Annotated in this window: 20 protein-coding genes and 2 tRNA genes; 13 read left to right on the top strand and 9 right to left on the bottom strand. The window is 66.7% G+C overall.

Annotation, left to right across the window (positions count from 1 at the left end; all coding sequences use genetic code 11):
- Nucleotides 1–156: 156 nt before the first annotated feature.
- Complete coding sequence (ftsY, locus tag DFR39_RS13025) at nt 157–1,338, bottom strand: signal recognition particle-docking protein FtsY (protein ID WP_133604001.1); 1,182 nt, start codon at nt 1,336–1,338, stop codon at nt 157–159.
- A 175-nt stretch (nt 1,339–1,513) separates the two neighbouring features.
- On the opposite strand from ftsY, the gene DFR39_RS13020 reads away from it, so the two are divergent.
- The 3 genes from DFR39_RS13020 (at nt 1,514) to miaB (ending at nt 3,426) form a co-directional block, all read left to right on the top strand.
- Nucleotides 1,514–1,590: transfer RNA gene (locus DFR39_RS13020), tRNA-Met, on the top strand.
- A gap of 81 nt (nt 1,591–1,671) precedes the next feature.
- Nucleotides 1,672–2,064, top strand: a complete 393-nt coding sequence (locus DFR39_RS13015) for a hypothetical protein (RefSeq protein ID WP_133604000.1) — start codon at nt 1,672–1,674, stop codon at nt 2,062–2,064.
- Nucleotides 2,065–2,082: 18 nt separating this feature from the next.
- Entirely contained in the window at nt 2,083–3,426 is a 1,344-nt protein-coding gene (miaB, locus tag DFR39_RS13010; RefSeq protein ID WP_133603999.1) for a tRNA (N6-isopentenyl adenosine(37)-C2)-methylthiotransferase MiaB, read from the top strand.
- A gap of 4 nt (nt 3,427–3,430) precedes the next feature.
- Here the strand turns inward: miaB and DFR39_RS13005 are convergent, their stop codons facing one another.
- On the bottom strand, nt 3,431–3,721 hold the full coding sequence (locus DFR39_RS13005) for a hypothetical protein (RefSeq protein ID WP_133603998.1): 291 nt from the start codon (nt 3,719–3,721) through the stop codon (nt 3,431–3,433).
- 137 nt (nt 3,722–3,858) lie between these two features.
- On the opposite strand from DFR39_RS13005, the gene hemA reads away from it, so the two are divergent.
- The 6 genes from hemA (at nt 3,859) to DFR39_RS12975 (ending at nt 8,950) form a co-directional block, all read left to right on the top strand.
- The gene (hemA, locus tag DFR39_RS13000) at nt 3,859–5,151 is read left to right on the top strand and encodes a glutamyl-tRNA reductase (RefSeq protein WP_133603997.1); all 1,293 of its coding nucleotides are present in this window, start codon (nt 3,859–3,861) and stop codon (nt 5,149–5,151) included.
- A 117-nt stretch (nt 5,152–5,268) separates the two neighbouring features.
- A complete protein-coding gene (gene prfA / locus DFR39_RS12995; RefSeq protein WP_133603996.1) occupies nt 5,269–6,351 on the top strand; it encodes a peptide chain release factor 1 in 1,083 nt (360 codons plus the stop codon).
- The gene (gene prmC / locus DFR39_RS12990) at nt 6,348–7,178 is read left to right on the top strand and encodes a peptide chain release factor N(5)-glutamine methyltransferase (RefSeq protein ID WP_211343864.1); all 831 of its coding nucleotides are present in this window, start codon (nt 6,348–6,350) and stop codon (nt 7,176–7,178) included. Before prfA ends, prmC begins: the two co-directional genes overlap by 4 nt.
- Nucleotides 7,179–7,297: 119 nt before the next feature.
- On the top strand, nt 7,298–7,945 hold the full coding sequence (locus DFR39_RS12985) for a hypothetical protein (RefSeq protein WP_133603995.1): 648 nt from the start codon (nt 7,298–7,300) through the stop codon (nt 7,943–7,945).
- A 101-nt stretch (nt 7,946–8,046) separates the two neighbouring features.
- Nucleotides 8,047–8,364 (top strand): Grx4 family monothiol glutaredoxin, encoded by a 318-nt coding sequence (gene grxD, locus DFR39_RS12980; protein ID WP_133603994.1) that lies wholly within the window; start codon nt 8,047–8,049, stop codon nt 8,362–8,364.
- A gap of 7 nt (nt 8,365–8,371) precedes the next feature.
- On the top strand, nt 8,372–8,950 hold the full coding sequence (locus tag DFR39_RS12975; RefSeq protein ID WP_133603993.1) for a UbiX family flavin prenyltransferase: 579 nt from the start codon (nt 8,372–8,374) through the stop codon (nt 8,948–8,950).
- Here DFR39_RS12975 and DFR39_RS12970 read toward each other — a convergent pair.
- Together DFR39_RS12970 and DFR39_RS12965 are read right to left on the bottom strand one after the other, a co-directional pair.
- Nucleotides 8,947–9,561 carry a lytic transglycosylase domain-containing protein gene (locus DFR39_RS12970; protein WP_133603992.1) on the bottom strand — a complete coding sequence of 205 codons (615 nt, stop codon included), beginning with the start codon at nt 9,559–9,561 and terminating at the stop codon, nt 8,947–8,949. The genes DFR39_RS12975 and DFR39_RS12970 overlap by 4 nt on opposite strands.
- Nucleotides 9,561–11,306 carry a proline--tRNA ligase gene (locus tag DFR39_RS12965; protein WP_133603991.1) on the bottom strand — a complete coding sequence of 582 codons (1,746 nt, stop codon included), beginning with the start codon at nt 11,304–11,306 and terminating at the stop codon, nt 9,561–9,563. Before DFR39_RS12965 ends, DFR39_RS12970 begins: the two co-directional genes overlap by 1 nt.
- A 135-nt stretch (nt 11,307–11,441) precedes the next feature.
- Here DFR39_RS12965 and DFR39_RS12960 point away from each other — a divergent pair, with 135 nt between their 5' ends.
- Nucleotides 11,442–12,050, top strand: a complete 609-nt coding sequence (locus DFR39_RS12960) for an RNA pyrophosphohydrolase (RefSeq protein ID WP_246030820.1) — start codon at nt 11,442–11,444, stop codon at nt 12,048–12,050.
- An 82-nt stretch (nt 12,051–12,132) separates the two neighbouring features.
- Here DFR39_RS12960 and proB read toward each other — a convergent pair whose 3' ends face one another.
- The 4 genes from proB to rplU form a co-directional block, all read right to left on the bottom strand.
- Nucleotides 12,133–13,269, bottom strand: a complete 1,137-nt coding sequence (gene proB, locus DFR39_RS12955; RefSeq protein WP_133603990.1) for a glutamate 5-kinase — start codon at nt 13,267–13,269, stop codon at nt 12,133–12,135.
- Entirely contained in the window at nt 13,266–14,456 is a 1,191-nt protein-coding gene (gene cgtA, locus DFR39_RS12950) for an Obg family GTPase CgtA (protein ID WP_133603989.1), read from the bottom strand. Before cgtA ends, proB begins: the two co-directional genes overlap by 4 nt.
- A 120-nt stretch (nt 14,457–14,576) precedes the next feature.
- Entirely contained in the window at nt 14,577–14,834 is a 258-nt protein-coding gene (rpmA, locus tag DFR39_RS12945) for a 50S ribosomal protein L27 (protein WP_133603988.1), read from the bottom strand.
- A 34-nt stretch (nt 14,835–14,868) separates the two neighbouring features.
- Nucleotides 14,869–15,180, bottom strand: a complete 312-nt coding sequence (gene rplU / locus DFR39_RS12940) for a 50S ribosomal protein L21 (protein WP_133603987.1) — start codon at nt 15,178–15,180, stop codon at nt 14,869–14,871.
- A gap of 199 nt (nt 15,181–15,379) precedes the next feature.
- Here rplU and ispB point away from each other — a divergent pair, with 199 nt between their 5' ends.
- From ispB to DFR39_RS12925, 3 genes are all read left to right on the top strand, one after another.
- Nucleotides 15,380–16,363 carry an octaprenyl diphosphate synthase gene (ispB, locus tag DFR39_RS12935; RefSeq protein WP_281277246.1) on the top strand — a complete coding sequence of 328 codons (984 nt, stop codon included), beginning with the start codon at nt 15,380–15,382 and terminating at the stop codon, nt 16,361–16,363.
- A 59-nt stretch (nt 16,364–16,422) separates the two neighbouring features.
- A tRNA-Pro gene (locus DFR39_RS12930) sits at nt 16,423–16,499 on the top strand.
- Nucleotides 16,500–16,657: 158 nt separating this feature from the next.
- Nucleotides 16,658–18,292: a site-specific integrase gene (locus tag DFR39_RS12925; RefSeq protein WP_133603986.1), complete on the top strand. Its 1,635-nt coding sequence runs from the start codon at nt 16,658–16,660 to the stop codon at nt 18,290–18,292.
- Nucleotides 18,293–18,364: 72 nt separating this feature from the next.
- Here the strand turns inward: DFR39_RS12925 and DFR39_RS12920 are convergent, their stop codons facing one another.
- Nucleotides 18,365–19,264, bottom strand: a complete 900-nt coding sequence (locus DFR39_RS12920; RefSeq protein ID WP_133603985.1) for an ArdC family protein — start codon at nt 19,262–19,264, stop codon at nt 18,365–18,367.
- Nucleotides 19,265–19,320: the final 56 nt, after the last annotated feature.

Raw genomic sequence — 19,320 nt, 5'->3', positions numbered from 1 at the left:
TACCCGCTTCGCAGGCCCTTCAAGGGGGCCGAGCCCGGACTCAAACAGTCCTGAGGACTGTTTGTGACTGGCGAGGGGCAAGGCCTCTGCGCCTTGCCGCATCGAACGCCCGGCAGCGCCGTACCCGCGACAGCCGCCCGGGTCAACGACCCCGACTCATTCGAGCAAGGCCTGCGCAAACTCCCGCGCGCTGAAGGTCTGCAGATCCTCCAGCTTCTCGCCCACGCCGACGAAGTACACCGGGATGGGGCGCTCGCGCGCGATGGCGGCCAGCACGCCACCCTTGGCCGTGCCGTCCAGCTTGGTGACGATCAGGCCGGTCAGGCCCAGGGCATCGTCGAAGGCCTTGACCTGGGTGAGCGCGTTCTGGCCGGTATTGCCATCCACCACCAGCAGCACCTCGTGCGGCGCACCGTCCTGGGCCTTGCCGATCACGCGGCGGATCTTCTTGAGCTCCTCCATCAGATGCAGCTGGGTGGGCAGGCGACCCGCGGTGTCGGCAATCACCACATCGCAGCCGCGCGCACGCCCCGCCACCACGGCATCGAAAGTCACGGCCGAGGGGTCGCCGCCCTCCTGGCTGACGATCTCCACCCGGGTGCGGTCGGCCCAGACCGAGAGCTGCTCCCGCGCCGCGGCGCGGAAGGTATCGGCCGCGGCCAGCAGCACCTTCTGCTCGGCCTCGGCCAAGTGGCGGGTCAGCTTGCCAATGCTGGTGGTCTTGCCGGCGCCATTGACGCCCACCACCATCATGACCGTGGGCGTGTGCTCGCCCACGGTCAGCGGCTTCTCCAGCGGACGCAGCAGATCGCTCAGCGCCTCGGCCAGCAGACCGCGCACGGCCGCCGGGTCGGTGACCTTGGCCTCCTTGACCCGTTTCTTGAGATCCTCCAGCAGGAACTCGGTGGCCTTGACGCCGGTATCGGCCATCAGCAGGGCCGCCTCCAGCTCCTCATAAAGCGCGTCATCAATCTGGGTGCCGGTGAAAACCTGGGCGATGCTGGAGCCGGTCTTGCGCAGGCCGGCGCGCAGCTTGTCCAGCCAGCTGCGGCGCACGGTCGGGGCCTGCGCGGGCTCGGGGGCCGGCGCAGCTGCGGCCAGCGGCGCCGAAGCGGCCACGGGAGCCGGCGGCGGCGCCTCGGGCGCCAGCACGGCCGCCGCGGCCGGAGCGGGCGGCGCAACCACGGGCACCGCGGCAGGCGCTGTGATGGAGGCCGGGGCGGGCGCCGACTCGGCGGCCACGACAGGCGTGGGAGCGCTCACCGGCTCGGCGGCGGGCTGGGGTGCCGGGGCCGCATTGCCGCCTCCGCCGAACTTCTTCTTAAAGAAACTGAACATCAATGGCCTGTGAGAAGGACTGGATCTGGGCTGAAAGTCCCGCCGCTGCGGCATTTCGGGCATGTCGCCCCTGGGCCGGCAGCCGTCCCGCGAGGGGGCTTCCAAGAATTTTTTAAAGACTTCGCAAAGAGTGCTTGCATTGTCTCCGAAAAGCTCGTTAGAATAGCGGGCTTGAGGCGCTTTAGCTCAGCCGGTTAGAGCGACGGAATCATAATCCGCAGGTCCGGGGTTCGAATCCCTGAAGCGCCACCAAAATACAGCAAACGGCCCGAGCATCCCTCGGGCCGTTTTGCTTTGTTCAACCGCCATTCTCGCAGCCACTGGACAAATACCATGTACCGCTGTGCCTCGATTGCCACCCTTGCTGTGGCCGCCTGCCTGGCCTGGGCCCCTGCCCACGCTCAATCGCATCGCCCCTTCCCGCCCCAGGCTTTGCGCGGCGAACTGCAGTTGCTGCAGTTCCCGGAAGCCACGCTCAATGGGCAGCCGGCCCGACTGGCGCCCGGAGCCCGATTGCGCGGCGACACCAATCTGCTGCTGCAACCCGCCAGCGTGATGGGGCAGAAACTCATGGTGCACTACACCGTCGAGCAGCGCACCGGCCTGCTGCAGGACATTTGGGTGCTGAATCCGGTCGAGCTGGCCAACAAGACCTGGCCCCGCAGCGCCGAGGAGGCCGCGCGCTGGAGCTTCGAGCCCGGCACGCAGACCTGGACCAAGCGCTGAGCCCCAAGGAAGTACGCCATGAAGAAAGTATTCATCAAGACCTTCGGCTGCCAGATGAACGAGTACGACTCGGACAAGATGGCCGATGTGCTGGGTGCCGCCCAGGGCTATGAGAAGACCGAGGACCCCGAGCAGGCCGACCTGATCCTCTTCAACACCTGCTCCGTGCGCGAGAAGGCGCAAGAGAAGGTGTTCAGCGATCTGGGGCGCGTCAAGCACCTCAAGGAAAAGGGCGTGATGATCGGCGTGGGCGGCTGCGTGGCCAGCCAGGAGGGCGCGGCCATCATCGAGCGTGCGCCCTATGTGGACGTGGTCTTCGGCCCCCAGACCCTGCACCGCCTGCCCCAGATGCTGGCCGCACGCCAGGAGCTGCGCCGCCCGCAGGTGGACATTTCCTTCCCCGAGATCGAGAAGTTCGACAATCTGCCGCCCGCCAAGGTGGAGGGCGCCAGCGCCTTCGTGTCCATCATGGAAGGCTGCTCCAAGTACTGCAGCTACTGCGTGGTGCCCTACACCCGCGGCGAGGAGGTCTCGCGCCCCTTCGAGGACGTGCTGACCGAGATCGCCGGCCTGGCCGACCAGGGCGTGATGGAGATCAATCTGCTGGGCCAGAACGTCAATGCCTACCGCGGCAAGATGGGCGACACCAGCGAATACGCCGACCTGGCCCTGCTGCTGGAATACGCGGCCGAGATCCCCGGCATCCGCCGCCTGCGCTTCACCACCAGCCACCCCAACGAGTTCAGCCCGCGCCTGATCGAGGCCTACGGCAAGGTGCCCCAGCTGGTGAACCACCTGCACCTGCCGGTGCAGCATGGCAGCGACCGCATCCTGATGGCCATGAAGCGCGGCTACACGGCCCTCGAGTTCAAGAGCATCGTGCGCAAGCTGCGCGCGATCCGGCCGGACATCCGCCTGGCCAGCGACTTCATCGTCGGCTTTCCCGGCGAGACCGAGGACGACCACGCCAAGCTGATGAAGCTGGTGGAGGACGTGGGCTTCGACGCCTCCTTCAGCTTCATCTTCAGCCCGCGCCCCGGCACGCCGGCCGCCAATCTGGAGGACAGCACGCCTTACGAGGTCAAGGTGCGCCGCCTGCAGGAACTGCAAGCCGCCATCGAGGCCCATGCGGTGAAGATCAGCGAAAGCATGGTGGGCAGCCGCCAGACCATTCTCGTGACCGGCAATGCCCGCAAGGATGCCAGCGAGCTGATGGGCCGCACCGAGTGCAACCGCATCGTCAACTTCAAGGGCCACCCGCGCCTGATGAACCAGCTGATCGAGGTGGACATCACCCAGGCCTACCCGCACTCCCTGCGGGCCGAGGTGCCGCTGGCGGTCGAGCAGGCGCTGGGCGCCTGAGCCTTCAGCGCCGCCCCAGCAAGCCCTGGCCCCAGGCCAGGGCCCACTGCGGCAGGGCGATGGCCAGGATCATCAGGCCGTAGCCGGCTAGTTTGCCGTCGCGCCCCAGCAGCACAAGCGCGGCCAGCAGGGCGAGCGAGCCGCCCACACCGCCCCAGACCCAGAGCTGGCGCCAACCGCGGCTGCGCAAGTCCTGACGCCACAGCAGCTTGAGCGCGCCCGCCATCAGGGCCGCCACCACCCAGGCCGGCGCCAGGAAATTGCACAGATGCCAGAACAGATCGAGGGCGTTCAAGATGAGGGTGAATCCGAAGGTTGGCCGCCACGAGCGGCTGGCAAGTCGCACGCATTTCTTGATGCGCATCAATCGCATGTGCGTGCTGCAGGAAGCCCCGCAATGCGGCGCGAAGGCCCGAATTTTATAATTCGGACATGAGCGTCTTCGCCCTCAGCCTGAACCACCACTCCGCGCCGCTGGATCTGCGCGGAAGGTTCGCGTTCTCGCTGGACCAGCTTGCCCCCACGCTGCTCGGTCTGCGCCAGCAGCTGCAACACGGCCCCAGGCACATGCTGCCCGAGGCGGCCCTGCTGTCCACCTGCAACCGCACCGAGCTCTATGTGGCCGGCCCTAACGAGCTCGTGCGCCCGGCAGTGGACTGGCTGGCCGGCGTAGGCGGCGTGGGCAGCAGCGCGCTGATGGACCATGCTTATGTGCTGGAAGGCAGCGCCGCCGCACGCCACGCTTTCCGCGTGGCCAGCGGTCTGGACTCCATGGTGCTGGGCGAGCCCCAGATCCTGGGCCAGCTCAAGCAGGCCGTGCGCGAGGCCGACCAGGCCGGCACCCTGGGCACCACCCTGCACCAGCTCTTCCAGCGCAGCTTCTCGGTAGCCAAGGAGGTGCGAACCTCCACCGAGATCGGCAGCCACTCCATCAGCATGGCGGCGGCTTCGGTGCGCCTGGCCGCCCAGCTCTTCGAAGACCTCAGCCAGATCAAGGTGCTCTTCATCGGCGCCGGCGAGATGATCGAGCTGGTGGCCACGCATTTCGCCGCCAAGACGCCGCGCCATATGGCCATCGCCAATCGCACGCTGGAGCGCGGTGAGAAGCTGGCCGGCCGCCTCTCGGCCGAGGCCCTGCGCCTGGCCGATCTGCCCCAGCGCCTGCATGAATTCGACGCGGTGATCTCCTGCACCGCCTCCAGCCTGCCCCTCATCGGCCTGGGCGCCGTGGAACGCGCGCTGAAGAACCGCAAGCACCGCCCCATGTTCATGGTGGACCTGGCCGTGCCCCGCGATATCGAGCCCGAGGTGGCCCAGCTGGACGATGTCTACCTCTACACCGTGGACGACCTCTCCGGCATCGTGCAGAGCGCTGGCCAGAAGCGCCAGGCCGCGGTGCAGCAGGCCGAGGCCATCGTCGAGGCCGGCGTGCAGAGCTTTGTGCACTGGCTGGGTCAGCGCCACACCGTGCCCCTGATCCAGGCCCTGCAGTCCCAGGCCGATGACTGGCGCCAGCACGAGATTGCCCGCGCCCGCAAGCTGCTCGCCCGCGGTGAGGATGTGGATGCGGTGCTGGACGCGCTCTCGCGCGGCCTGACCCAGAAGATGCTGCACGGCGCCCTGGCCGAGCTGCATGCCAGCGAGGGCGAGCAGCGCATGCAGCTGGCCCAGACGGTGTCGCGCCTGTTCCTGCGCAATAGCGCGCGCAACCCGGCCGAGTCCTAGCGGCGCTGTCAGCCCGCCGGGCCGCCTCGCCCCAGGCGGCGGCCCCCATCGGCAGCGCCCGCGCGCCCTGCCCGCCTTGACGCCCCGCGTTGACTCACGCCTCCCGGATTCCGCCCCATGAAAGACAGCCTGCGCCAGCAGTTCGAACGCCTGGCCTTCCGCCTTGCCGAGCTCGACACCATTCTTGCCGACGGCGCCGTAGCCGCCGATATGAAGCGCTACCGCGCCCTCAGCCGCGAGCAGGCCGAAGCCAGCGGACTGGTCGAGCGCTACCGCCGCTACCAGCAGCGCGAGGCCGATCTGGCCGCCGCCCGGGAGCTGCTGGACGAGCCCGAGATGGCCGAGATGGCGCGCGAGGAAATCGCCAGCGCCCAGGCCGATATCGCGGATCTGCACGAGCAGCTGCAGCTGGCCCTGATCCCCAAGGATCCGGACGACGAGCGCAATGCCTTTCTGGAAATCCGTGCCGGCGCCGGCGGGGATGAATCGGCCCTGTTTGCCGCCGATCTGGCCCGCATGTATCTGCGCTTTGCCGAGACCCAGGGCTGGCGCTGCGAGACGCTCTCGGCCAGCGAATCCGATCTGGGCGGCTTCAAGGAGCTGGTGGTGCGCCTGGAGGGCGAGGGCGTGTACGGCCGCATGAAGTTCGAGTCCGGCGGCCACCGCGTGCAGCGTGTGCCCGCCACCGAGAGCCAGGGCCGCATCCACACCAGCGCCTGCACCGTGGCCGTGATGCCCGAGCCCGACGAGGCCGAGGAGATCCAGCTCAACCCGGCCGATCTGCGTATCGACACCTTCCGCGCCAGCGGCGCCGGCGGCCAGCACGTCAACAAGACCGACTCCGCCATCCGCATCACCCACCTGCCCACCGGCCTGGTGGCCGAGTGCCAGGACGACCGCAGCCAGCACCGCAACAAGGCCAAGGCCATGGCCGTGCTGGCCGCCCGCCTGCGCGACAAGGACAAGAACGAGCGCGCCGCCAAGGAAGCCGCCCAGCGCAAAAGCCTGGTGGGCAGCGGCGACCGCAGCGACCGCATCCGCACCTACAACTTTCCCCAGGGCCGGCTCACCGACCACCGCATCAACCTCACGCTCTACAAGCTGGACCAGATCATGAACGGCGATCTGGGCGATGTGCTGGCCGGCCTGCAAGCGGCACAGGCCGCCGAGCAGCTGGCGGCCCTGGAAGGCCGCGCATGAGCAGCCCGCTGAGCGTGGCCGCCGCCTTGGCCCAGGCCCGCCTGGCCGGCCTGGACCGGCTGGAGAGCCAGCTGCTGCTGGGCACCCTGCTGGGCGTGGACCGCGCCTGGCTGCTGAGCCATGACGACCAGGCTCTCAGCCCCGAGCAGGCGGCGCGCTTTGCCGACTGGCTGGTCCAGCGCCTGCAGGACGTGCCCCTGGCCTATCTGGCCGGCGAGAAGGAATTCCACGGCCTGCGCCTGCGCGTCAACGCCCACACCCTGGTGCCCCGCCCCGATACCGAGACCTTGGTGGACTGGGCCCTGGAGTTGCTGCCCGGCCTGGGCCCGACACCCCGGGTGGTAGACCTGGGCACGGGCAGCGGCGCCATCGCCCTGGCCCTCAAGCATGCCCACCCCGCCGCCACGGTGAGCGCCGTGGACCTGAGCGAGGGCGCCCTGGCCATGGCGGCCGAGAATGCGCGCCGCCTGGGTCTGGACCTGGAATGCCTGGCCGGCGACTGGTGGCAGCCCCTGGCGGGCCGGCGCTTCGAGCTCATCGTCAGCAACCCGCCCTATATCGCCGGGGACGACCCGCACCTGCCCGCCCTGCGCCACGAGCCGCGCAGCGCGCTCACGCCCGAGGGCGACGGCCTGGCCGCCCTGCGCACCCTGGTGGCGGGGGCGCCAGACCACCTGGTGCCCGGCGGCTGGCTGCTGCTGGAGCATGGCTACGACCAGGCGGAGGCGGTGGCGGCACTGCTGGCCGAAGCCGGCTTTGAGGCCATAGCCCTGCGCCGGGACCTGGGCGGCCAGCCCCGCATCAGCGGTGGCCGCCGGCCGGGCTGAAAAGCCACAACAGCCCCTGCGAATTCGCCCATATTCCACAGCGCCCCCGGCCACTCCGGATTAGTATGGCTCTCAGGACTGGCCGCAGCGGCCAGCTCCAGACGCTTCAGGAGGTCGCCATGCGCCACGCTGCCGCCCGAGTTCCTGTTTCCCACCCCGTTCATGCCGGACTCCTGCTGCTGCTTGCCGCAGCCCTCGGCAGCCCTGGCGCTGCGCCGGCCCAAGGCCTGAGCCTGCCGCCCCTGGACAGCCATTCCCTGCGGTGGCAAGCCCGGGTGCAGCTCAGCAGCCTGGAGGACACGGGCGGCGGCCGGAGCCTGCTCAGCGCCAATCTGCTGGGCGACTACTACATCTTCAACAACACAGACGCCAGCAATCGCTACCAGGGCGGACTGCGAACCACCGGTGGGCTGATGATCGGAACCAGGGCACTGAGCGAAAGCAGCTCGGGCTTGGCGCTGCGCAACCCTGATCTGGGCCAGCGCGCCAGCCTTCTGTTGGGCCAGCGCCGCATCAGTCAGCTCGGCCCCAGCCTGCCGGGCGCGGAGTCCGACTACGCGACCCGACCTTACCTGGGCATAGGCTACACAGGCCAGTCCTTGCGCGGCAGCTGGGGCTTCAGTGCCGATCTGGGCCTGATCAAGCTGAGCTACCGCGACCAGCTGCGCCTGGGCCGCAGCCCGGGCGGCGCCCAGAGCCTGGAAGATTTGCTGCTGGACATACGCCTGCGTCCCGTGGTGCAGCTGGGCTTCAACTACAGCTTCTGAGGCCTTCTTTCCCCACGCCGGCCAGAGCCCCGGGCCTGGCCGATAATCCGCGCATGGGTGCCGCACAAAGCGGCGCCGTGATCGAACATGGGGTAGAGACAATGAGCGACAACGTCCAGCAACGCATCGATGATCTGGTGAAGAACAACCGCGTCGTGCTGTTCATGAAGGGCACGGCCCAGTTTCCGATGTGCGGCTTCTCCGGCCGTGCGGTGCAGATCCTCAAGGCCTGCGGCGTCAGCGATCTGACCACCTTCAACGTGCTGGAAGACGAGGCCGTGCGCCAGGGCATCAAGGAATACGCCAACTGGCCCACCATCCCCCAGCTCTATGTGAACGGCGAGTTCGTTGGCGGCTCGGACATCATGATGGAGATGTACCAGGCCGGCGAGCTGCAGCAGGTGTTGTCCGCCCAGTGAGCCTGACTTGAGCGAAGTCCCGCGCCGACTGGTGGTCGGCATCACCGGCGCCAGCGGCGCTGCCTACGGTCTGCGCCTGCTGCGCCGCGGGCGGGAGCTGGGGCTGGAGACGCATCTCATCGTCACCCCAGCCGGGGTGCTGAATGTGCACCATGAGCTGGGGCTGGACCGCCAGGCCCTGGAGGCCGAGGCTAGCCGCAGCCATGCCCTGGGCGATGTGGGGGCCTGCGTGGCCAGTGGCAGCTTTGCCACCGCCGCCATGGTGATCGCGCCCTGCTCCATGAAGACCCTGGCCGCCGTGGCCCATGGCTTTGGCGACAACCTGCTCACCCGCGCCGCGGACGTGACGCTCAAGGAGCGTCGCCGCCTGGTACTGATGGTGCGCGAGACCCCGCTGAACCTGGCGCATCTGCGCAATATGACGTCCGTGACCGAGATGGGCGGCATCATCTTCCCGCCCCTGCCGGCCTTCTACCACCGCCCTCAGAGCATTGAGGAGCTGGTGAACGAGTCGGTGGAGCGGGTGCTGGAGCTGGCCGGTGTGGCCGGCGCCGCGCCGCAGTCCTGGAACGGACTCAGGGGCTAGGCCTCGCCGGGCATCAGCCAGCGCTTGCGGTTGCTGAACACCGCGTTGGGATACTCGGCGCGGCCGCGGCTGCCGTTGTAGCGCCCCAGGGCCATGAACATATCGCCCTTCTCCCGGTCCAGATAGTGGCGCAGGATCACGCAGCCGAAGCGCAGATTCGTCTGCATATGGAAGAGGTGCGAGGGGTTGCCATCGCCGATCAGGCGCGCCCAGAAGGGCATGACCTGCATATAGCCCCGGGCGCCCGCCACGCTGATCGCGTACTTGCGAAAGCCGCTTTCCACCTGAATCAGGCCCAGCACCAGGGCCGGCTCCAGGCCGGCACGCTTGCTCTCGTACCAGACCGTTTCGAGAAACTCGATGCGGGTCTGGGCCTCGGAGAGCCGCTTCTTGAGGCGCTCGCTCATCTCACCCAGCCAGCGCAGGTAGGACAAGCGCTCCTCAACGTCGGAAAAACGCGGTTTGGGCGGCGCCCGGTTGCCAATGGCCGATGACAGAGCCGAGCGCACGGAATCCGCCAGCGGCTCCTCCACCTGGGCCCCGGCCCGGGCTCGCCGCGGCCAGGCCAGTGTGACGGCCGCCGCGCCCAGCAGAGCGCGTCGGTGCATCATCAAAGCTTGAGCTTGCCCTTCAGATGGGCCACGACATCGGCCAGAGCCAGCTTGCTGGCCTCGGCGTCGCGACGGCCCTGGTACTCGACCTGACCTTCCTTGAGGCCGCGGTCGGACAGCACCACGCGGTGGGGCACACCCACCAGCTCCCAGTCGGCAAACATGGCACCCGGGCGCTCGCCGCGGTCGTCCAGCAGCACGTCCACGCCCAAGGCCTGCAGTTCCTCGTGCAGTTGGGTGGCTGCGGCCTTGACCTCGTCGCTGCGGTCCATGCCGATGGGGCAGATCACCACGGTGAAGGGGGCGATGGCGTCCGGCCAGATGATGCCGCGATCGTCATGGTTCTGCTCGATGGCCGCGCCCAGGATGCGGGTCACGCCAATGCCGTAGCAGCCCATTTCCATGGGCTTGGGTTTGCCGGTCTCGTCCAGGAAGACGGCGTTCATCGCGGCCGAGTACTTGGTGCCCAGATAGAACACATGGCCCACCTCGATGCCGCGCTGGATGGCCAGCACGCCCTTGCCGTCCGGCGAGGGGTCGCCCGCCACCACATTGCGGATGTCGGCCACCAGATCGGGCTCGGGCAGGTCGCGGCCCCAGTTCACGCCGGTGTAGTGGAAGTCGGCCTCGTTGGCGCCGCAGACGAAATCGGCCATCTGGGCCACGGTGCGATCGGCCACGATCTTGACGGGCTTCTTCAAGCCAATCGGGCCCAGGTAGCCCGGCTTGCAGCCGAAGTGCTCCTCGATCTCGGCCACGGTGGCGAAGCGGAAGCCCGCCTTCAGGCCTTCGAGCTTGCCGGCCTTGACCTCGTTGAGCTCGTGATCGCCGCGCACCAGAAGCAGCCAGACCTGGGTCTTGGCCACATCGCCGGCTTCGTTGAGTTCGTCGGTGGCCAGCACCAGGGACTTGACGGTCTGGGCCAGGGGCAGGCCCAGCAGGGCCGCCACATCCTCGCAGGTGCTCTTGCCGGGCGTGGGCGTCTTGGCCTGGGCCTGGGCGGGCACGGCACGCGCGGCCAGCAGGGCCACGGCCTCGGCCAGCTCGATATTGGCGGCGAAGTCGCTGGTGGGGCAGTAGACGATGGCGTCTTCGCCGGTATCGGCGATCACCTGGAACTCGTGCGAGCGGTCGCCGCCGATGGCGCCGGTATCGGCCGCCACGGCGCGGTACTCCAGGCCCAGGCGGTCGAAGATCTTGCAGTAGGCCGCGTACATGTTCTCGTAGCTGCGGCCGGCGCTCTCCACATCACGGTCGAAGGAGTAGGCGTCCTTCATCGTGAACTCGCGGCCGCGCATCACGCCGAAGCGCGGGCGGCGCTCGTCGCGGAACTTGGTCTGGATGTGATAGAAGTTCTTGGGCAGCTGCTTGTAGCTGCGCAGCTCCTGGCGCGCGATATCGGTGACCACTTCCTCGGAGGTGGGCTGGATGATGAAGTCACGGTCGTGACGGTCCTTCACGCGCAGCAGCTCGGGGCCCATCTTGTCGAAGCGACCGGTCTCCTGCCACAGCTCGGCGGGCTGGACCACGGGCATCAGCAGCTCCACGGCGCCGGCACGGTTCATCTCCTCGCGGATGATGGTCTCGACCTTGCGGATCACGCGCAGACCCATGGGCATGTAGTTGTAGATGCCGGCGCCCAGGCGCTTGATCATGCCCGCGCGCATCATCAGCTTGTGGCTGACCACTTCGGCGTCGGCGGGGGCTTCCTTGAGCGTGGAAATGAAGAACTGGCTGGCTTTCATGGCGCGGACAAGAGAGGGCGCTCAGCACTGTGACCCAAGGTCAAGCACAAAGGCGCAAGGTGAGGGTTAGCGAGGGGAATGCCCGGGTGTGGCCCCGATGCAATAATCGATCTAACTATAGATTTGGGGTTGATTATGCTCGACCGTGAAGGCTTCCGGCCCAACGTCGGCATCATCCTGCTCAACCACAGGAACGAGGTCTTCTGGGGCAAACGCATCCGGACCCATTCCTGGCAGTTCCCGCAAGGGGGCATCAAGCATGGCGAAACGCCTGAGCAGGCGATGTTTCGTGAGCTTCACGAAGAAGTGGGGCTGCACGCGGATCAGGTGCGCATCATTGCGCGCACGCGGGACTGGTTGCGCTACGAGGTGCCCGAGCACTTCATACGCCGCGATGCCCGTGGTCACTACAAGGGCCAGAAACAGATCTGGTTCCTGCTGCAGCTGACCGCGCGCGACTGCGATATGAACCTGCGCGCCACCGACCACCCGGAGTTCGACGCCTGGCGCTGGAACGAGTACTGGGTGCCGCTGGAGGCCGTGATCGAATTCAAGCGCGGCGTCTACCAGATGGCACTGACCGAGCTGGCCCGTTTTCTGCCGCGCATCAATCACCACAATCGCTATCTGCGGGGTGGCATGCGACCTCAGCATCGGGAGCCGCGTGCGCCTCAGGGCGGTGCCGAATGCGCCGAGGCGCCGCAAGGCGCGGGGCCGGAGTCGGGTGAGCACAAGCAGGGCTGAAGGCCCTGCCTGGCGCCGCGGCGATTGTGGCTTCGGCTCACATCGCTACGCGATATAAGCCTGCGCCGCAACCTGGCGCTCGTTACACGAGCACCAGGTTGTCCCGGTGAATCAGCTCGGGTTCGGCGGCATAGCCCAGCACCAACTCGAACTGGTTGGAGGCCTTGCGTGCGATCAGGCGGGCCTCGGCGCTGCCGTAGTTGGTGAGGCCGCGCGCCAGCTCGCGCCCGCTGCCGTCGCGCACCGAGATCACATCGCCGCGGTGGAACTCGCCCTGCACCTCGGTCACGCCGATGGGCAGCAGGCTCTTGCCGTCCTCACGCAGCTTGCTGGCCGCGCCAGCATCCACGATCACCGCGCCGCGCAGCTGCAGATGGTCCACCATCCACTGCTTGCGTGCCGCCTGCTTCTGGGTGCTGGCCACCAGGGCCGTGCCGATAGCCTCGCCCGACGCCAGGCGCAGCAAAACATCGGGCTCGCGCCCCCAGGCAATCACGGTGCTGGCGCCGCTGCCCGCAGCGCGCTTGGCCGCCAGGATCTTGGTGATCATGCCGCCGCGCCCCAGAGACGAGCCCGCGCCACCCGCCATCTGCTCCAGCTCCGGCGTACCGGCCACGGCCACGTCGATGAAGCGGGCACTCGGATCCTTGCGCGGGTCGGCCGAGTACAGACCCTTCTGGTCGGTGAGGATGACCAGGGCATCGGCCTCCACCAGGTTCGCCACCAAGGCACCCAGCGTGTCGTTGTCGCCGAACTTGATCTCGTCGTTGACCACCGTGTCGTTCTCGTTGATCACGGGCAGCACACGGTGCTGCAGCAGAGTCAGCAGGGTGGAACGGGCGTTGAGATAGCGTTCGCGGTCGGCCAGGTCGGCATGGGTGAGCAGCACTTGGGCGCTGCCCATGCCATGCTCACGCAGCTTGCTTTCGTACATCTGGGCCAGGCCCATCTGCCCCACGGCCGCGGCCGCCTGCAGCTCATGGACTTCCTTGGGCCGGGTGACCCAGCCCAGGCGCTTCATGCCCTCGGCAATTGCGCCACTGGACACCATCACCAGCTCGCGCCCCTGCGCAGCCAAGGCCGCCAACTGCCGGCACCAGTTGCCGATGGCCTCGGCATCCACGCCCCGGCCCTCATTGGTAACCAGGCTGGAGCCCACCTTGACCACGATGCGCCGCGCGTCCTTAAGAACGCCCTGACCCAGCAACTCCGCGCTCATGATGCGGGATCGAAGCGCGGATCGCGCTCGGCCGGCTTGTCCTTGCTCTTGGCTTCCTTGGCGGCCTTGGCCGCCTTGACCTTGGCCGCGCGCGAGGCCCGGGTTTCCTGCACGGCCTTGGGCGGATCGATCACCGGCTCGTCAAAGCGCACATCCGGGTCTTCCACGGGCGGGACCTGCAGGGACGCCACATGCTCGTAGATGGCACGGATCAGAGGCTCGCAGCCCTCGCGCGTCAGGGCCGAGATCTCGAAGACCGGGCCCTTCCACTTGTAGCGCTTGACGAAGTCCTTGACGCGCTCGGCGCGCTCCTCGGCCTGCACCATGTCCAGCTTGTTGAGCACCAGCCAACGCGGCTTGGCATGCAGCTCTTCGTCGTACTTTTTCAATTCCTTGACGATGGCCTTGGCCTCGGCCACGGGGTCCACATCGGGATTGAAGGGGGCCAGGTCCACCACATGCAGCAGCAAGCGGGTGCGCTGCAGATGGCGCAGGAATTGATGCCCCAGGCCGGCGCCTTCAGCCGCACCTTCGATCAGGCCAGGGATGTCGGCAATAACAAAGCTCTTTTCCGGCGCCACGCGCACCACGCCCAGATTCGGGTAGAGCGTGGTGAAGGGGTAGTCGGCAATCTTCGGCCGGGCATTGGACACGGCCGCGATCAGCGTGGACTTGCCCGCATTGGGCTGGCCCAGCAGACCCACATCAGCCAGCACGCGCAGCTCCAGCTTGACCTTCTTGACCTCACCCGGCCAGCCCGGCGTCTTCTGGCGCGGCGCGCGGTTGGTGCTGCTCTTGAAGTGCAGATTGCCGAAGCCACCGTCACCACCCTTGGCCAGCAGCACCGGCACATCGGGCTCCAGCAACTCGGCGATGATTTCCTCGGTCTCCAGATCGCGCACGATGGTGCCCACCGGCATGCGCAGCGTGATGTCCTCGGCCGCCGCGCCGAACTGGTCCGAGCCCCGACCGGCCTCGCCATTGCGAGCCTCATGGCGGCGCGCGTAACGATAGTCGATCAGGGTGTTGAGATTGCGGTCGGCCACCGCATAGATGCTGCCGCCGCGGCCGCCGTCGCCGCCGTCCGGACCGCCAAAGGGGATGAATTTTTCCCGGCGGAAACTCGCGCAACCCGCGCCGCCGTTGCCGGCTGCGATGTCGATGGTGGCTTCGTCTACGAACTTCATGTGTGTGCGCCTTGACGGCCCGATGTTAAGGCAGCCTGGAAACACAAAAGCCCCGGCGAGCCGGGGCTTCGATCAGCTGGCGGGCGGCTGCTGCTGAACCGCCAGCGATTTCACGGTCGTTCAGACCGGGGTGACAACAACCGTCGAGCGGTTCAGTTCACCCTTGGTGGTGAAGGACACGGTACCGTCCACCAGCGCGAACAGGGTGTGGTCCTTGCCCATGCCGACATTGGTGCCAGCATGGAACTTGGTGCCGCGCTGACGCACGATGATGGAACCAGCCGAAATCGCCTGACCACCAAACACCTTCACGCCCAGCATCTTGGGCTTCGAGTCGCGGCCGTTCCGTGTGGAACCGCCGCCCTTTTTCTGTGCCATGGATTAACTCCTTGAACTGTTGGCGAAAGCCGGATTAGCCGTTGACCGCGCTGATTTCCAGCTCGGTGTAGATCTGGCGATGGCCTTGGCTCTTCTTGTAGTGCTTGCGACGACGCAGCTTGAAGATGCGCACCTTGTCGTGCTTGCCATGAGCCACAACCGTGGCCTTAACGCTTGCGCCAGCAACCAAGGGAGTGCCAACCTTCAGCTCAGCGCCGTTACCCACGGCGAGAACTTGGTCGATCACGATCTCTTGGCCAACATCCGCAGCAATCTGTTCTACCTTGATCTTTTCGCCAGCAGCAACCTTGTATTGCTTGCCGCCGGTTTTTATGACCGCGTACATATCAGCCCTTTCAGTAAACCAACCCCGCCGGCCCATCCCGGACTGAGGTCTCCAGCGCATCTGAAAACGCGCAGAGCCCGAAAGTATAGCAGCGCCGCGGGAAAACACCAAGCACCAAGCACCCAGGCCCAACCATGCCGCAGACCGCCTCTCTATAATCGCGGTCTCGCCCGCCTAGGGCTTTAGAGAGTTGAGTGTGCTGACCGCAACCGCATCCCCCATTGTCGAGGCCCAAGCCCTGCTGGACGCCGAGATGCGCGAGGTCGATGCCGTCATCGCGCGGCGTCTGGATTCCGATGTGGCCCTGATCAACCAGATCGGTGCCTACATCGTGCAGGCCGGCGGCAAGCGCATACGCCCCAAGCTGGTTCTGCTCTTTGCCAACGCCCTGGGCCACAGCAAGAGCGACCGCTTCGAGATGGCCGCCGTGGTGGAGTTCATCCACACCGCCACCCTGCTGCATGACGATGTGGTGGACGAATCATCACTTCGCCGCGGCAAGCCCACGGCCAATGCCCTCTTCGGCAATGCCGCGGCCGTCCTGGTCGGCGACTTCCTCTACTCGCGCGCTTTCCAGATGATGGTGTCGGTCCAGCGCATGCGTGTGCTCGACGTGCTGGCTGACGCCACCAATGTGATTGCGGAGGGCGAGGTCCTGCAACTGATGAACATGCACGACCCGGACATCGCGGTGGAGCAGTACCTGCGCGTGATCCGCTACAAGACGGCCAAGCTCTTCGAGGCCAGCGCCCGCCTCGGCGCCATCTTGGCGGACAGCACGCCCGAGATCGAGGAGGCCTGCGCCGGTTTCGGCCGCGCCCTGGGCACCGCCTTTCAACTGATCGATGACGCACTGGACTACAGCGGCGACACACAAGCCCTGGGCAAGAACGTCGGCGACGATCTACGCGAAGGCAAGCCGACGCTGCCGCTGCTGGTTGCCATGGAGCGCGGCAGCCCCAAGGACCGCGCCCTGATACGTCAGGCAATCCAGAATGGCGAAGTACAAGGGCTGACCGAAATCATCGACATCGTGGGCCGCACCGGCGCCCTGGATGCGACGCGCGAGGCCGCACGCGCCGAGGCCGAGAGTGCTCGCGCATGCCTTCAATCACTCCCCCCTTCCATCTGGCGCGAAACCCTGCTAGAATTTTGTGCTCAGTCGGTGGACCGCTCCTTTTAGCGTAAAGCGATTGAATCGTGATGAGATCCGACACCGCTGCGGGTCACAACATCGCAAATCGGGGTGTAGCTTAGCCTGGTAGAGCGCTACGTTCGGGACGTAGAGGCCGGAGGTTCGAATCCTCTCACCCCGACCAAATTTCCCAATTAAATCAACGCCTTACAGAAGTCGTTTGATTCCGGGTCAAGAGGTCTGTGCCAAATCTGTGCCAATCCGCGCGCCTTCAAGGCACGGGTGCGCAGCGCAGATAAACCCCATTCGCTGGACTTTGCTCCTTCACTGCATGGAGCAAGCATGGCCCGCATCGAGAACCGCTCCCGGTTCACCGTCAGCGTCAAGAACCGCGACGACCTCACCCGCACCTTTCCCTTCGACGCCCAAGAAGCCGTCAAGGCGTACATCGCCGAGCTGAAGGCTTCGAACCTAAAGCCCAAGGCGGGGCGTCTGAACGATGCCTACCTCGTGCGATTCCGCACGGTTGGCTATCCCGACATGAACCTCACCGTCGGCAGTGAGGAAGAAGCAGTCGAGTTGGAACAGCGCATCGAAGCCGAGCGGCGTCGCGGCCTTTTCATCGACTACACCAAGGGCTGGAAGGTTACGTTCGGCGACCTGCTTGCGCGCTTCCTGCGCGAAGAAGCACCGCGACAGGCGAGCTTTGAAGTGCAGGGCTACAAAATCAACGCGATGCTGGAGGACGGCGGGCTACCCCGCATCGACCTAAGCGAAGTCTTTGCCGCTCACAAGAACCCACACCCAAAACTGCGCGACTGGAAGCCACGCAAAGCCACCGGTAGGGCAGTTCGCACGCCGTCGGCGTCAAACCACTGGGTGCGCAAGCGCTTCGCTGAGCTGATGCCGGAGGACATCAACGACTACATCGACGACCGATGCCAGGCCGTCGAGGAAGCGACGGTAGACCGTGAACTCGACATCATCTCGGCCGTGTGTCGCATTGCCATCGACACTTGGCGCATTCCGGTGGCCAAGTCGCCGATGGATGGCGTGAAGCGCCCGAAGTATTTCAACGAGCGCGACCGCCGGCTGAAGGGCGACGAGGAACAGCGTCTGCTGGCTGCGGCGCGCGCCGAGGACGAGAAGCTGTCGCTCGCCCGGCGGCTGGAAGAGCTTATGAGCGTGGAGCGCGAGGCCTCCGACCAGGCTTGCACCACCTACCGGCGCAAGAAAATCGTTCATGACGCGCGTGAGGCCTACATGGACGAGGCCAAGGCGACGATGGTACACGTGCCGCTGTTCGAGACGTTCGTTCACTTCCAACTCATGACCGGCGCTCGACGCGGCGAAACGCTGTCGCTGACTTGGGCGAATGTGGACCTCGACGAGCAGACGGCCTTCCTTCCGGAAACCAAGAACGGCCGAAGCCGCAAGCTGCCGCTGCGCATGGCGTTGGTGCGGCTGCTTCAGGGCTTGCCGCGCGACGGCGACCGCGTGTTTCCGGTAAAGCCCGAGGGCCTGCGCAAGGCATGGGCCCGCATGTGCGAGGCAGGAGGGCTGGTGGGCGACCATGAGCTGCGCATTCACGACCTTCGCCACGAGGCAATCTCCCGAGTGGCCGACGCTGGCGGGCGTTCGGCCGATTCGAATGGCGCAGTCGGCTTCTCCTTGGTGGACCTGCAGGCGTTTAGCGGGCACCGTGACACACGCATGCTCCTGCGCTACGCACACCTCTGTGCGCGCGGCCTGGCAAAGCGGCTTGACGCGGCATTCGGCGACAACCCGAAGGAAGTTGCACATCGCGGCGTGCGTCGCCTGAAGAAGGGCGCAGGTGTGACGATGACCGAAATCGTCACAGCAGGCGCAATGGAGTCGGCTGAGGTGGACTCCGCCAACGACAGCCCCGTCGCGCCCGACGCTCTGGCATTCCCGGCCATCGTGGACCCGTTCGCCGAAGAGCTGCGCGCGGCCTGACCGGACCGAACGGGCGCCGATAGCCGCCCGTGCCAATGACGCCGAAGTGCGCCAACAAGGCGCACTTCGGCGTTATGCCATTGCGGCCTCCCCTTGCAGCTCGTGGAGGTAGTCGGCGGCGCGCTGTGCATGCGCTGCGGCAGTGAACAACGCGCGCTTATCCGCCTTCAGCACGGCCAGCCACTCAGCCAAGTAGGCCGCGTGGTCGTCTCTCGGCTCGGCACTGACGTTCAGGCGGGCGCACACAAAGGCCGCGCCCAGCTCAGCGACCAGCTCTTCCACCGCATACGCCCGGTCACCGAAGCGCTGCCCGAACTGGCGGGCGAGACGACCGGGGTGACCTGTCCAGTGCACTAGCTCGTGCGTGACGGTTCCGAGATAGGCCGCTACGTCACGGAACTGGCGGGCGTGCGGCAACTGCACCAAGTCGGGACCAGGCGCGTAGAACGCACGGTCGCCGCCATGATGCACCGTTGCTCCCGTTCTGGCGATGAATGCCTGCGCGGCCGCATCGACCTTCGGCGCTTCAACCTGCTGCGGCTCGGGCGAGGACTGCAGACCATCGACCTGCTCGACATTGAAAACCGTGTAGCAGCGCAGGTAGGCGCGCCCCTGGCGGGTCGGCGCGTCCTCATCGCTTTCCTCGTTCGCGCCCACGGCAGGCGGGAACTGCCCCGCAAACACCACAGTAGTGCCCTTCTCGCCCTTACGGACCTGGCCGCCCTCTGCCTGGGCTTGTCGGAAGGTCATCCACGTGTGCGCGGTGTAGCCCCGCTCCTGGGCCGCCGCCCAAAGAAGCAGCACGTTGACACCACGGTATGCCTCGCCCGTGTGGCGCCGGGGCATCATGCCGGCAGCAGCCTGGCCGCTGGTCCAGGGACGGCACCACGGGCGGACGCCTCGTTCGATGGCATTGACGATGCGATGGGTGACCTCGGCGTAGAGGTCGCGGGGTTGCTTGCTGGCGTTCATGCCTGTGTTCTCCTTTAGGGCTGGGGGTGCGGATGGCACCCCGTGCCCGTCGGCGA

The sequence above is a fragment of the Roseateles asaccharophilus genome (genome assembly GCF_004362405.1).
GTDB lineage: Bacteria > Pseudomonadota > Gammaproteobacteria > Burkholderiales > Burkholderiaceae_C > Kinneretia > Kinneretia asaccharophila.
Note: the sequence above shows the minus strand (reverse complement) of the source record. Positions and strands in the feature narration are given on the sequence as shown.

Excerpts from the sequence above, each read along its gene's own strand:
- proB (WP_133603990.1), bottom strand. The coding sequence starts at position 13,269 with ATGAGCGCGGAGTTGCTGGGTCAGGGCGTTCTTAAGGACGCGCGGCGC.
- DFR39_RS12965 (WP_133603991.1), bottom strand. The coding sequence starts at position 11,306 with ATGAAAGCCAGCCAGTTCTTCATTTCCACGCTCAAGGAAGCCCCCGCC.
- prmC (WP_211343864.1), top strand. The coding sequence starts at position 6,348 with ATGAGCAGCCCGCTGAGCGTGGCCGCCGCCTTGGCCCAGGCCCGCCTG.
- DFR39_RS12960 (WP_246030820.1), top strand. The coding sequence starts at position 11,442 with ATGCTCGACCGTGAAGGCTTCCGGCCCAACGTCGGCATCATCCTGCTC.
- DFR39_RS13015 (WP_133604000.1), top strand. The coding sequence starts at position 1,672 with ATGTACCGCTGTGCCTCGATTGCCACCCTTGCTGTGGCCGCCTGCCTG.
- cgtA (WP_133603989.1), bottom strand. The coding sequence starts at position 14,456 with ATGAAGTTCGTAGACGAAGCCACCATCGACATCGCAGCCGGCAACGGC.
- rpmA (WP_133603988.1), bottom strand. The coding sequence starts at position 14,834 with ATGGCACAGAAAAAGGGCGGCGGTTCCACACGGAACGGCCGCGACTCG.
- hemA (WP_133603997.1), top strand. The coding sequence starts at position 3,859 with ATGAGCGTCTTCGCCCTCAGCCTGAACCACCACTCCGCGCCGCTGGAT.
- DFR39_RS12970 (WP_133603992.1), bottom strand. The coding sequence starts at position 9,561 with ATGATGCACCGACGCGCTCTGCTGGGCGCGGCGGCCGTCACACTGGCC.
- ftsY (WP_133604001.1), bottom strand. The coding sequence starts at position 1,338 with ATGTTCAGTTTCTTTAAGAAGAAGTTCGGCGGAGGCGGCAATGCGGCC.
- DFR39_RS12920 (WP_133603985.1), bottom strand. The coding sequence starts at position 19,264 with ATGAACGCCAGCAAGCAACCCCGCGACCTCTACGCCGAGGTCACCCAT.
- miaB (WP_133603999.1), top strand. The coding sequence starts at position 2,083 with ATGAAGAAAGTATTCATCAAGACCTTCGGCTGCCAGATGAACGAGTAC.
- prfA (WP_133603996.1), top strand. The coding sequence starts at position 5,269 with ATGAAAGACAGCCTGCGCCAGCAGTTCGAACGCCTGGCCTTCCGCCTT.
- grxD (WP_133603994.1), top strand. The coding sequence starts at position 8,047 with ATGAGCGACAACGTCCAGCAACGCATCGATGATCTGGTGAAGAACAAC.
- rplU (WP_133603987.1), bottom strand. The coding sequence starts at position 15,180 with ATGTACGCGGTCATAAAAACCGGCGGCAAGCAATACAAGGTTGCTGCT.
- DFR39_RS12985 (WP_133603995.1), top strand. The coding sequence starts at position 7,298 with ATGCGCCACGCTGCCGCCCGAGTTCCTGTTTCCCACCCCGTTCATGCC.
- DFR39_RS12925 (WP_133603986.1), top strand. The coding sequence starts at position 16,658 with ATGGCCCGCATCGAGAACCGCTCCCGGTTCACCGTCAGCGTCAAGAAC.